The 12,014-nt window shown below is 55.7% G+C and carries 12 protein-coding genes; 6 read left to right on the forward strand and 6 right to left on the reverse strand.

Features of this window, described 5'->3' with window-relative positions; all coding sequences use genetic code 11:
• Positions 1 to 341 precede the first annotated feature (341 nt).
• The gene (locus VN577_18755; protein HWR16875.1) at positions 342 to 1,526 is read right to left on the reverse strand and encodes an aminotransferase class V-fold PLP-dependent enzyme; all 1,185 of its coding nucleotides are present in this window, start codon (positions 1,524 to 1,526) and stop codon (positions 342 to 344) included.
• Entirely contained in the window at positions 1,513 to 2,043 is a 531-nt protein-coding gene (locus VN577_18760) for a DinB family protein (GenBank protein ID HWR16876.1), read from the reverse strand. Before VN577_18760 ends, VN577_18755 begins: the two co-directional genes overlap by 14 nt.
• Positions 2,044 to 2,249: 206 nt before the next feature.
• Here VN577_18760 and VN577_18765 point away from each other — a divergent pair, with 206 nt between their 5' ends.
• Positions 2,250 to 2,717, forward strand: a complete 468-nt coding sequence (locus tag VN577_18765; protein ID HWR16877.1) for an Lrp/AsnC family transcriptional regulator — start codon at positions 2,250 to 2,252, stop codon at positions 2,715 to 2,717.
• A gap of 337 nt (positions 2,718 to 3,054) precedes the next feature.
• On the opposite strand, the gene VN577_18770 is transcribed toward VN577_18765, so the two are convergent.
• Entirely contained in the window at positions 3,055 to 3,609 is a 555-nt protein-coding gene (locus tag VN577_18770) for a LuxR C-terminal-related transcriptional regulator (GenBank protein ID HWR16878.1), read from the reverse strand.
• Positions 3,610 to 3,724: 115 nt separating this feature from the next.
• Here VN577_18770 and VN577_18775 point away from each other — a divergent pair, with 115 nt between their 5' ends.
• Both VN577_18775 and VN577_18780 read left to right on the forward strand, forming a co-directional pair.
• Positions 3,725 to 4,036, forward strand: a complete 312-nt coding sequence (locus tag VN577_18775; protein ID HWR16879.1) for a hypothetical protein — start codon at positions 3,725 to 3,727, stop codon at positions 4,034 to 4,036.
• Positions 4,037 to 5,037: 1,001 nt separating this feature from the next.
• Positions 5,038 to 6,396 carry a response regulator gene (locus tag VN577_18780; protein HWR16880.1) on the forward strand — a complete coding sequence of 453 codons (1,359 nt, stop codon included), beginning with the start codon at positions 5,038 to 5,040 and terminating at the stop codon, positions 6,394 to 6,396.
• A 388-nt stretch (positions 6,397 to 6,784) separates the two neighbouring features.
• Here VN577_18780 and VN577_18785 read toward each other — a convergent pair whose 3' ends face one another.
• The 3 genes from VN577_18785 to VN577_18795 form a co-directional block, all read right to left on the reverse strand.
• A complete protein-coding gene (locus VN577_18785) occupies positions 6,785 to 7,294 on the reverse strand; it encodes a hypothetical protein (protein ID HWR16881.1) in 510 nt (169 codons plus the stop codon).
• 14 nt (positions 7,295 to 7,308) lie between these two features.
• Positions 7,309 to 7,812, reverse strand: a complete 504-nt coding sequence (locus VN577_18790; GenBank protein HWR16882.1) for a hypothetical protein — start codon at positions 7,810 to 7,812, stop codon at positions 7,309 to 7,311.
• Positions 7,813 to 8,176: 364 nt separating this feature from the next.
• Positions 8,177 to 9,664 carry a PLP-dependent aminotransferase family protein gene (locus VN577_18795; GenBank protein HWR16883.1) on the reverse strand — a complete coding sequence of 496 codons (1,488 nt, stop codon included), beginning with the start codon at positions 9,662 to 9,664 and terminating at the stop codon, positions 8,177 to 8,179.
• A 110-nt stretch (positions 9,665 to 9,774) separates the two neighbouring features.
• Here VN577_18795 and VN577_18800 point away from each other — a divergent pair, with 110 nt between their 5' ends.
• The 3 genes from VN577_18800 to VN577_18810 all read left to right on the forward strand — a co-directional run bounded on the left by VN577_18800 (position 9,775) and on the right by VN577_18810 (position 11,772).
• Positions 9,775 to 10,272: a hypothetical protein gene (locus VN577_18800; GenBank protein HWR16884.1), complete on the forward strand. Its 498-nt coding sequence runs from the start codon at positions 9,775 to 9,777 to the stop codon at positions 10,270 to 10,272.
• Positions 10,273 to 10,319: 47 nt separating this feature from the next.
• Complete coding sequence (locus VN577_18805; GenBank protein ID HWR16885.1) at positions 10,320 to 10,850, forward strand: anthrone oxygenase family protein; 531 nt, start codon at positions 10,320 to 10,322, stop codon at positions 10,848 to 10,850.
• A 352-nt stretch (positions 10,851 to 11,202) separates the two neighbouring features.
• Positions 11,203 to 11,772 carry a dihydrofolate reductase family protein gene (locus tag VN577_18810; protein ID HWR16886.1) on the forward strand — a complete coding sequence of 190 codons (570 nt, stop codon included), beginning with the start codon at positions 11,203 to 11,205 and terminating at the stop codon, positions 11,770 to 11,772.
• Positions 11,773 to 12,014 lie beyond the last annotated feature (242 nt).

Consider the following 12,014-nt stretch of genomic DNA (forward strand, 5'->3'; position numbering starts at 1 on the left):
CTTCCATAATTCCATGCGTTGGTCATGTGTTTCTTGCGCTGTGCGATCTTCACGATTTTCTCGTTACATGTGCCATCGATACCACCATCCACTAGCCAAAGCGCACCGGTAACAAACCTGGCGGCATCTGATGCGAGAAGAGCGTAGCGTTCGCAACTTCCTCGGCCGTACCGCGTCGGCCAAGCGGGATTGCTGCCACTAACGCCTTCTCGCTCTCTTCATCGACAGCCCCGGTTTCTTTGTGCGTCCACGCCGTAACGATAATGTCCGGGACACACGCAGTTGGTAGGCACGCCGTACCGTGCCTCTTCCACTGCAACTCCACACATACGACCGGAATATCATTTGTTTTCGCGCCGACCAGAATGGAGGCGCTGTAGAATCGCGAACAGTTTCTCCAGGTCAGGAATGTCGTTATATAAGTGCGGGGCGACTCGGATGGAATCGCCGCGAATGCTGACAAAGATCTTTTGCTCTTTGAGTTGGTCAATAAGCCCAGATGGCATCTGGTTCGGATAGCGCATGCCGATCATGTGGGTGGATCGTTGATCGGGTGGAAGAACCGAAAGGCCATCCTCGCTGGCCGATCCCGCGAGCCAGTTGGTCAGCGGGGCGAGTGAGTCCGCGACGCGTGCCACTCCCCAATTGAGGATCTGTTGCAGTGCCGCGACCGCCATCGGTATGAGCAGGAACTGCGGGAACTCCCCCATGTCGAAGCGGCGAGCACCCGGACGATATTCGTCCGTGTACGTGGCCAAGGCGCTGAAGTCTTCGCTTCCAGAGCGCGCTAGCCAGGACTGTTCTAAGGGTGTGCCCGATTCGCGCCACTGGGGAGCGGCGTACAGGTACCCCAGACCATAGGGGCCCAGCAGCCATTTGTATCCCACTGCCACCAGGAAATCTGGTTGCACCCGATTTAAATCGAGTCGCTGCGCCCCGAGGGATTGGCTCGCATCGATAACCAGTCCGGCGCCGACAGTCCGCACGCGTTTGCCCACACGCTCCAGATCGATCTTGCTTCCGTCCATCCAGTGACACTGCGGAATGGCGACGATGGCCGTCTTTCGATCAATGGCTTCCTCCAGCGCGTCGGTCCAACTGGTCCCGGAGTGGCGCCTTACATGAATGACGCGCGCCCTCTTCCGGCTGGCTAATTCTCGCCAGGCATAGACATTCGAAGGAAATTCCTGATCGAGCAAGATGATCTTTTGCCCTGATGAGACGGGCAGATTTGCTGCGGCGATCGCGATCCCATAACTAACCGCGGGCACCAATGCGACCCCGTCGGCTTCGGTTCCAAGCACCCGGGCTGCCAGCGTCCGCAGTCGTTCGGCACCAGAAAACCATTGTGCAGGTGCGAGTGCCCAGGGAGCCTGTTGGGCGTGCATTGCCTCCATACCCGCTTCGGTCACCGAGCGCAGTTGCGGAGCCATATTTGCGCAATTCAAATACGTCACGTCATCCGGAATATGGAAGAACGCCTTCGCGCTCTCGGCGCTGCTGACGGCGTGCTCACGCAACTGCATGACCGGTTTTCCTTATCATCCTTCTGGCCTTCGCCAAGTGATGATCGTCGTGCTCAGCCACAAAATGCACCCAGTCCACCAAGCGCATGGGCTTTTGAAGGCGAGGATGCATCGCTGAGGTTGCCACATCTTCCGTTGTCAATTGCTCCAGCTTCTCGACCAATCTGTTGCGCCCCTCACGCATGCTTCGCAGAACCTCCTGAATCGGTGTTTCGCGATGATTCCCGGATTCCGTGATGCCATTGCCGAGGTCGGCGGGGGAAAGCACCGGCACACGAGACAGATACTCGCAGAGTCGCTGCTCATCCAGCACAGCCAAATCGGCGATGTGGCCAAGGTGATCTTTCACAGACCACCGTTCGTTTACGCGCTGGCCAAGTACCTCTTCCGGTGTTCCCAGGGCGAGGTCGGCAGCTCGGACCGGTGTTCCTCGTAACCGCTCCAGGATTGCAGGAAACACTTCAGCCGGTTGATCGAACGTGAATTCGCGCTGCGTCCATGGCATTAGCTCAATCACGTTGCAAAGCTGCTTGTAAGGCGTCTATGCCGGTGAATCTCTGAGTGAAAGCAATTCGGCCTACCATTTCGCAAGCGAACCCTACGCGAGTCTTTCGGGTGCGCTCATGTATTCAAAATCGCATGGTCAGATGACTGCTGGGAAGAACATAACTAAAGAAAAAGCTAGAATGTAGCTTAATATTTTCGCTCCCGAGGCGATTTCTTATGAAAAATAAAGGGATCTTGACCGACCCCAAGAATATCGAGTTGCTTCGCCTGCTGCAGAAGAATCCGCGGGCACCAATCTCGAAACTTGCCAGAAAAATCGGTATGTCGAACCCGGCCGTGAAGGAACGAGTGCTGCGACTGGAGGAAAGCGGCATCCTGGCGGGGTTTCGACTGGAGTTGAACCCCAATGAGCTTGGATATCATGTCACGGCATTTGTAAGAATCCGCCCGCTTCCCGGACATCTAAATAAGGTTGCAGAGCTTGCACAGTCCATTCCCGAGATCACGGAATGCCACCGCATCACCGGTGAAGACTGCTTCATCCTGAAACTCTATCTAAGGGAGCTTTCCAATCTCGATCGGGTACTGGATCGCTTTCTGGTACACGGGCAAACCACGACCTCGATTGTCCAGTCTTCTCCGGTTTCGCCGCGCAGCCTCCCCCTAGTCAGTCCCGAGGTCTAGTAAGGTCGCGCATCCGGCCCGTTCTCATTCACTTTACCGCTTGGTGGGTGGAGCAAACATGCGCCTAATTCCACGCCGTCGCATGCCCACGCGGGTAGTGGCAGATTTTCAGACAGGTAAGTTCTTCTTCTTCGTCAGCCGGCAGAAGCTTTGCTGTCCATCCTGCATTCAGAAAAAACCGACCGTAATCTGACCGTCTATAAGGTGTCGCGGGATTTCCCCAGACCTTGCACGATATCCTTCTGGACCGGTCGAGAGTATCGCTTGGGTCCACGAGTTGAGGGATGGTTGCGCAGATGGCTGCCGGCGTGGTTAAGCGCGAGCCAATGGGGTGCATTTACCGCTCTTGCACAGGCAGCAGCAAGTCCTCCAGGAAATATGCCGACAATTCTGTCCTGCTATGAACACCCGACTTACGATATACCCCGAGCGCCTGTTGCCGAATCGTCGTTTCGGTCGTGGATCTAATCATCGAGATCTCTTTATGACTGAGGCCTTTTAATAGCAGCAAACCTACTTCACGCTCAGCAGTCGTTAGCCCCCAACGGATGAACTGCTTCTCGATCGCTTCTCCGAGGCCCTTCAACGCCTCTGCGGCTTCCACCCGATAGCGTTGCGCCTCCCGACGTGCCGCCTCAATATCGACGGTTAGCTCCGTTGCTCGCTGGCTAGCAATCCGAAAGCGTCGCCAGAGAGTTGCCACTCCCGCAATCGCCAGGGCCATGACTAGGCCTTCGATTGCTACATGGCGGAACTGGCTGCCTGACCGGTAGTCGGCCACGATATCAAAACCGATCAGGACAGCAATCGCTCCGAATAAGATGGCCGCTAACGCCGTTGGTCCCAATCCCACGTTCGTATGATCTTGCTGTGTAATGTCAACATTTTCCATGTACTTAGGCCCTCATTCGTCCGTGCGATGACAAAGCGAGAGCGCTTGCAGTATCCGAATAGCATCGCAGCGTCGTTGTTTCGGTACGGCGCAATCTCAACCGAGGAGATCTATCGTGTCATCTATACCACTCCACCCCGCGCTCGTACACCTGCCGCTTGGGCTAGCGTTCATGCTCCCGATGCTGACCATTGCTTTCACATGGGCACTATGGACGAAGCGGATCCAGCCTCGCGCTTGGCTCTTAATCATAATTCTGCAAGCGCTCTTGCTGGCAGCGGGCCTGCTGGCCATGAACACCGGGGAACGCGAGGGCGACCGCGTGGAAAGAGTTGTTCCGGAGCGCGCGGTTGAGACGCATGAAGCGTATGCGGAACAATTCGTTTGGGGGTGGGTATCACACTTGCAGTGGGAATCCTGGTCTTAATTCCCAGATCGCGTATGGCTCGCGCCCTTTCTGTGGTAACGGTCGCGGGGACCTTCGCTGTTGCCGGGTTGGCCGCACGCGCCGGCCATGCCGGTGGTCAGCTTGTGTACGTTCACAATGCAGCGGCAGCATACGCGTCCTCAAACGATAGCTCCACACCAGCCCGGTCATCCGGCACGCCGGAACAACAACCAGAAGCTAATGGCGATCGGGATTGATTTGACAGTTTGCGCGGCTCACACCCAGCGAGCCGCGCACCGTAGTAATACCAGGTCAGGGGCATTACTGACGTGGCCATCTGGTGCTCATCATTCAGTTCGCGGCGAGAGTGCAGGCATGCGAAGAGCGGGCCAGAGGCGGAGATCGATCCCTTTCACCTCTGAAACTCGCACGAAGAAAACGTGTCCATAGATAGCGCATATAAAAGCCTTAACTCCACGTGTGAAGTACGTTCAGCCCGGTGGTCGCGAAGGTTCGCGCCGGTACGTACCTGACACAAAAGATCTCACTCAGAGTCGGTCATGTGCTTGTCGCTGCGCAAAACGGATCGGGTGGCGTGGCTCTTGTTGGCCTGCATCGGTGTGCAGTGGTATGAGTGTCCCTAACGGACGGGAAGTTTGCTTTCTCTCGCCCGCTGCAAGAGAGCCGCGCTTCCAGCAGGGCGCGGCTCAACTTCCCGGTCCTTACATCCGCTCCCGGTCGCAGCGTTACAAGAAGTCGGTATGCCCCCGCTATGAGTAACTCGCGGGTCGTGATGACAAGCCGTGAATTGAGCAAAGTTGCCCCACAGCAGCGGGCAGATTCGCGAACACGATCCGGTGTTGGTGATTCCGCAATAGAGAGAAGAATTACAGAATAGAAATCGGAGAGAGCAACGGTTTCAAAACGGTTTAAACTTTCTGTCTCCCTAAACCGGAGACTTGGGTAGGGAAGTACATCCGTGTAGGACCTAGGCGCAACGACTGACAGCTTGCCGCTTGCGAACTGAAGCGTGAGGATCAATGTTGAACCCAAGCAAGTCTAGGCTGAGTGCGGGCGGGATCGCTTGCGCCTATGCGGTGGTCGCGGCTCTCTGGATCTTGTTTAGCGATCTGACCTTTGAATACCTGGGACTTCCGCCTGTATTTCAAACCTTCAAAGGCGTCGGGTTTGTGCTCGTAACCGCGTCCTTACTATTTCTGATGATCGATCGCTTGATCCGGCAAGTTAAACATCTTGAAAGGGAACTACGACACTCCCAGAAGCTGGAAGCACTGGGAAGTTTTGCCGGAGGGATAACGCATGACTTCAATAATCTCCTTTCCATTATTACGGGATACGCTTCAATTCTGGAAAAAGGAGCCCCCGCGCGAAGCGCGGAGGCAAAGGCAGCGCGCGAGATTCTGAATGCCTCCAGCCGTGGATCGCTGCTGGTTCAACAGTTGCTTGCGTTCAGCCGCAAGCAGACGGTTATTACAGAAACGGTAGATGCGTGCGAAAGAGTGTCAAAGTTCGGTGAAGTCTTGCCCAGACTCGTGGGAGAGCACATAGATGTCCAACTGCAGTGCGATCCGCAAGCGGGGGCAGTTCGGGTTGGAGCGGGTCAGCTGGAACAAATTTTGATGAACTTGGCAGCCAATGCGAGAGACGCAATGAAGGCAGGCGGCGCGCTCCTCGTCAGGACCTCGGCGGTAGAAGTCGAGGAAAGTGTTGCAGCGTTGCAGAGCGTGCAACCTGGAATGTATGTGCTGCTCGAGGTGAGCGATTCGGGTACCGGAATGACTCCGGAGACAAGAAGGCGGCTATTCGAACCGTTTTTTACCACTAAGCCAGCTGGTACCGGGACCGGATTAGGGTTGTCGACCGTCTATGGAATCGTTGTTCAGAATGATGGGTTTATCACGTGCGACACCACGCTGGGGAAGGGAACCTCGTTCCGAGTTTATCTGCCGCAAAGAGAATGTGGAACTGACGCCGGTGAATACCCTGTGAACTCACCGACCGAACTGTGCGGTAGCGAGACCGTATTGCTGGTGGAAGATGAGCCTGCCCTCCGGACCCTTACCGAACACATTCTAAGAACGCACGGTTATGGTGTGCTCACGGCTACTAACGCACGCGAAGCGCTCGACCTCGCCAGAGCTAACGGGCAACAGATTGACGTGCTGTTGACGGACATCGTCATGCCAGGCATGAATGGCGTCGATCTGGCACGAGAGATTGAGCAACTAGCGCCGAAAGCCCGCATAATTCTCATGTCGGGCTATTCCGATGTTGCTCTGCCCGTGAATGGGAAGGCGCACCTTATTCAGAAGCCTGTGGCGCCAGATTCTCTGTTGCTTCAACTCAGAAACGTTTTAGATGAATCGGGCGCGTCGTAAGGAGAGATAAGCCATCAGTTCGCACCACGCCAAAGGTGGTCGAAGGTGCCCCTGATAGCGATCCCTGCGGCGTTGCTGGTCGCCATCGGACTGCTATTACGAGCAGCCCACTAGTTCAGGGTTTCTTTGCGAACATCCCTACATTGCCGCAGATCTTGGGAGTTAAGCGCAGGATAATTTTCCGTGATCAGGCAAAATCCGCTCAACCCAGCCCTCCGAGACGGGCATTGAGGATCCGGACTTGGGGCCCCAGAAACTGGTTTTCACGTCGACAATTTACGCGGCCGCCCAACATCATGGCCCGCCTGGCAATGTTCGAACACTTTGCAACTGTCCTGCGACCTTCCCATGGTATCGATGACCACTGCGTAAGGTGTGTCCTTGGTCCTTACTTCCTAATGAATGTCAGGGCCAGGTCCTTTTCCCAAACCGCTCCATTCCGGCACATTTCGCCTTCACCGACCATTTCGGTACCGTTGTTTGTAATGGTGATAGTGAAGCGCTGGGAAAAATTAGGCTCGTCCCGCCACCATGTCAGCTGATTGCCCCTCATCGCGACATCGTATTTTCTCGAGACCGCACGTTCATCGAAGTAAAGCATGAAATATTTGTCCGCCATGTCATCGCTGCCGAAGATCGCCATTCCGCTGGGAATTTCCGGCTCGTCAATTTCTGAGTGCATGATCAAAAAGGCGCCGCCTTGGTGCCACGCAAACTCCGTGCGGCCATGCAAGATGGTGCCGGGAAGGTACGGGTGCGAGCCGGTGGTTTGCCACTCGCCAACCAGAGCTTCAAAGGGTCTAAGGGCCGGGTTTGCAACGAAAGCTTCGCGTCCGATTTGCGTTGCCATGATTCCTATCCTGACTAAGGGTCGCCGGTTGAGCGCCAATCGATCCATGCGGGGTCTGCGAGCTATACCACGACTGAGATCACAAGTGCGACCAGCGCAATGGCCGAGAGCACGGCGCGTGCCATATGAGAGTACTCCCATTTGTTACGCAGCTCCCTCCAATCCGCTTTTTCAGTAATGAACGAGGGCTGTTGCGTCTGCTGCACTCCGAAGAACCTCGCTCCTCTACCGCTCAGTTGCCCATGTTTCAACCAGAAACGGTTTGTCGGCTGGGTCACCACCCAGAACACCATCTGTGTAGCCACCATACCGGCAAAGGAAGTCAAGACCAGCCAAAACTGAACGCAATCCTTCGGTCCGATTATGAGCAGCACCAATACGGCGATAATCGACAATGGCTCACTGACGCCACCGACCGTGAATCCTGGATAGTAGATCGTTTGCACGGCCAAGTATGTTGGTTCATCGAGACGAAGCTTTCCAGGGAATTCCAGAGCATGGGCCAAGGCCAGCCCCATCGCCACAGAGATCAAAACGATCGACACAATTTCGAGAAGTATGAACATCTTCGTTTCTTTCTCAGAAAATCATTCGCAGTCGCACGTGATGCAACCCAGGTGTCGGAACCCGAGCGTCCGTCCGGATCCATATTGGATGCCCATGACACGTAATCGGATTGGCGCGAGATACGGCATCGTTTTGGCTGTGGTCAATTGTTCAATGGGTGTGACGAGATTCGACTGGGTGTGACGAAATTCTGGGCGGAGCCGCCTTTCTCCGGTAGGGAAGGAGGTCTCACGGATCTACCCCATTTCGTGTTCGCTCAATTTTCGGAAAACTCAGAAAGCAGTTCTTCGGTTCCTGGATGCAAGATATCACCCGATGAAGGTTCATGCGGAAACGTCAGCGCGGGTTTGGTGTGGCCTGGCTTTAATGCTGTCTCACCATTTCGTCGAGTACTTCCCGCAGCAGCATGACAGCTTTTCTAATCTCGTTCTCGGTAAGCGAAGCATACCCGAGCATAATGGCGGCGCGTTGAGGTCGGCAAAGGTAATAAGGCGTGACGGGATACACGCCCACGCCCACTTGTGCAGCGCGTCGGCACAACTCCGGGATATCGTCGGCTGATAAATCATCCAACCAGACTACGACGTGCACTCCTGCGTTGGCGCCGGCAATTTGAGCGCGCACTCCCAAGTGTTGGTTCAGGGCTTGGACCAGGACTTCACGGCGCCGCGCATTGCGCAGGCGCAGCTTCCGCAGATGGCGTTCGAAGTGTCCTGCCTTTATGAACTCTGCCAGAACCGCCTGCTCGAACGTCGGAGTAGAAAAATCCGTCAGAAACTTGAAGGAGGCAATGGGTTGAAGCAGGCAGGGCGGAACTACGATATAACCGATTCGCATGCCGGGGCACAACACTTTCGAGAACGTGCCCACGTAGATCACCCGCCCGTCGGCATCAAGCGCTTGCATGGCTTCGACGGGAGGATGGTCGTAGCGAAACTCACTGTCGTAGTCGTCCTCTATCACATAGGCGTCCGTCTCGCGCGCCCAGCGTAATAAGGCGAGCCGCCTTTCAGGCGGAAGGATTCCACCCAAGGGAAACTGGTGGGACGGCGTCACATACGCAAGTCGAATTCCCTTCAGACGCGGCAACCTTGAAGTGTCAAGGCCGGCGTTATCGACAGGCACAGGAATAACGCGGGCGCCTGCCGCAACCAGCGCCTGACGGACGCACTGATAACCAGGCTCCTCGATCACCGCGCGATCACCCGGGTTAACGAATAGGCGAATAAGGATGTCCATGGCCTGCTGTGAACCATTGACGATGACCACGCAGGCGTCTTTGGCATTAACACCACGATAACGGCGGATATAATCGGCCACCGCCTGGCGTAAAGGATCGTAGCCTGTTGTGCTACCGTAATAGAGGGTCGTGACCGAAAGCTTGCGCGCTTGCTCGGCGATCAAGCGCGCCCAGACTGTTTGCGGAAAATCCATGAGTGCGGGAGTGCCGTAGTGAAAGTCGTACTTTAGGGGCGCACGAAAAGCACGGCTCGCAGGCGGCGGCCATGGTGATTGGTCAAGCAGCCGTTTGGCTTGCGCAGAGAAATTCGGAACCATTCGTTTGCCAGGACGGAATCCCGGGCTGGGTTCCGGAGTAAAGGTCAGAATAGTTTCGGGCAGCGTCGTGGAGACAAAGGTACCCGCGCCCACCCGAGAGGTTATGTAGCCCTCGTCGGCGAGGCGCTCGAATGCGCGGGCGACAGCCTTGCGGGAGACGGCAAGTTCCTGCGCCAGGCTGCGGCTGGAGAGGAGACGAGAGCCTGGCCTCAACAGACCGCGCACGATCGCGCTACGCAGCCCCCGGTATATTCTCTGGCTCACTGGTCCCGTGCCCTGTAAACGGACGAACATACGTAGATTCACCTTTGGCGGAAATGGCCCCCGCCTCCGAACGCGAATGGACCCCGGCGCGTTGCAAGCGGTGATTAGACTCACCTCAGTATCGGACCTTTGGAGGTATTATGAAGAAGAAGTTCCTCCGCGGCGGACTCGCTGCGTTCCTGTTCACCACCGCAATCGGCGTCTCTTTTGCGCTTGCTCAAGTCGCCGACTCCACTGAATCCAAGTGTAAGGCCATTCACGCGTCGCTGGTTGAGTATCCTTCAACCACGCAGTGCAAGCCCGAACATACGTCCTGCTTCATCGGCGTGGTTGAGGGGAATCACGGACTTCGTGGAACCACGTACTTCAAAGCAGACAGCGTCACTGATCCGATTCCGACGTCACCGGCTTTTCGCGCCTACAGCGGTACTTTCGAGTACACCACGGACAAAGGAACATTGGTAATGCGGGAAAGCGGAGTAACCAGCGCAACGGAAGCTGCCGTCACCGCCCATCAAAAGATCGTCGAAGCTACCGGCGAGTTCGCCGGCGCGACAGGGCGCTTTTTTGTTTCCGGGGACAACTTCGTTGGTACAAAAGTTGTCACGAACATAACCGGGGAGATCTGCATGCCCTGAACGCCGAACTTCCTGCCGGGCGGCAACGTTCGCCGCCTGGTGGGGCTGTGCAGCGCTACGCCACAACCGGAGGACCTGCCGAGGGAGATTCGGGCGTGAAGACTCTGTATTTTGTAACCGTGTTTCTGTTGTGCTTGGTGACGGGTGTGTTCTGGGGTACATGGTTCAGTTTGAGTCGGTCGATTGCATCCATAGAACCAGATACGTTCCTGGAGATCGGCCGTACGATGATTGGAAATCTGGGAGGTCCGATGCGCGTGCTGATGCCCATAACCCTAGCATCCCTTTTCCTGCTCAGTCTTGTTCTCTACCGACAACGAAGAAAACTCGCATGCGTTCTCACCGTGGCCTCTCTGCTTTTGCTCCTCGCAGCTCTGATTGTCACTCTCAAGGTCAACGTGCCAATCGATAGAGAAATTGTGACCTGGACGGTAACGACACTCCCGGGAGACTGGAAAGTCATTCGTGACCGCTGGGAGTTTTATCACGGATTGAGGACGCTCCTATCGCTCTTCGCGTTCGGATCGCTTCTGGCCGGCAACGTCTGGGGCTTTCAGTCCGGCAAACAACAACCTTGACCGGAGTTGAGAAAAGGGCAACCGAAGAGTTCGGAAGAAATCAGTCATTCCTTTAGCCATGACGCTTGAAATTGATTGATGGAATCACACCCTACACCAAAATGCTGCGGAGAAGAGGCCGGCTTCGGACGTTGGTATGCACACTGTCCTATTTAGCTCGCTTCCACCCGTGCACCCAAAGGATTTCGAGGTTGATTTCATCTTGGAACATAAGGCGAAGTACGCGAAATCTTGGGTCGCCTAAGATCCGCTGTCTTCTCAAGGAAACTTGAATTGGGTGTTCAGGGGACCGAATGTCGTATGGCATGCGTGGGATCGGACCGAATATCAGTCGAAGTCTGCTCGCCGAAGAATGGAGCCGATGGAAGGGAGCGCCGTGCGTAAACTCATAATGTGGAATTTGATGTCGCTCGATGGTTTCGTTGAAGGACCGAATCGCGACATTTCGTGGCACGATCAGGTCTGGCGTACCGAACTTGAACAGTTCTCCCTTGAGCAAGGGAAAGAAATCGGGGCACTCCTTTTCGGGCGTGTCACCTACGAACTGATGGCCGGTTATTGGCCAACCGCGAAGAGGACCACCGTCTCGGACTATATGAACTTGCTGCCAAAATACGTCTTCTCGCGCACCCTGGAAAAGGTGGACTGGGAGAACACGACACTTCTGAAAGGAGACCCCGCGGTCGAGGTCGGAAGGCTGAAGCGGGGGGAAGGGAAGGATATTTTCGTCTTCGGCAGCGCCGACCTAGCTTCATACCTCATGCCGCTCTTCGACGAGTTCAGGATTGGCCTCGCACCGCTCTTGCTGGGCTCGGGCTCGCCACTCTTCAAGCAGCGGGGTGAAACAGCGAAGCTGAAACTACTCGGTACCGAACGGCATTCCACCGGCGTCGTCATCCTGCGTTACCTACAACAAGGATAACTCTGGGAACACCGGCGAAACGACAAGTCGGTGTCACTCTTTGCTTCCTCCATCCGGTCGATCTAACCGACCGGGCAGCAGCGTCCGGGGCCAGGGCTGGTGCTGGGAGATCTTAGAAGCTTATCTTCCACGTTCTCATCATCAGCTAGAATAGGTTCGTCTGCCACGAGGGGCAATGGTAGTAGTTCGGATCTGAGCTCGGTCGAGCGTTTCACATTTGACTGGCGTATCAACATCGCCAT

The organism is Terriglobales bacterium (assembly GCA_035561515.1).
In the GTDB taxonomy this organism is placed as follows: Bacteria; Acidobacteriota; Terriglobia; order Terriglobales; family Acidobacteriaceae; genus DATMXP01.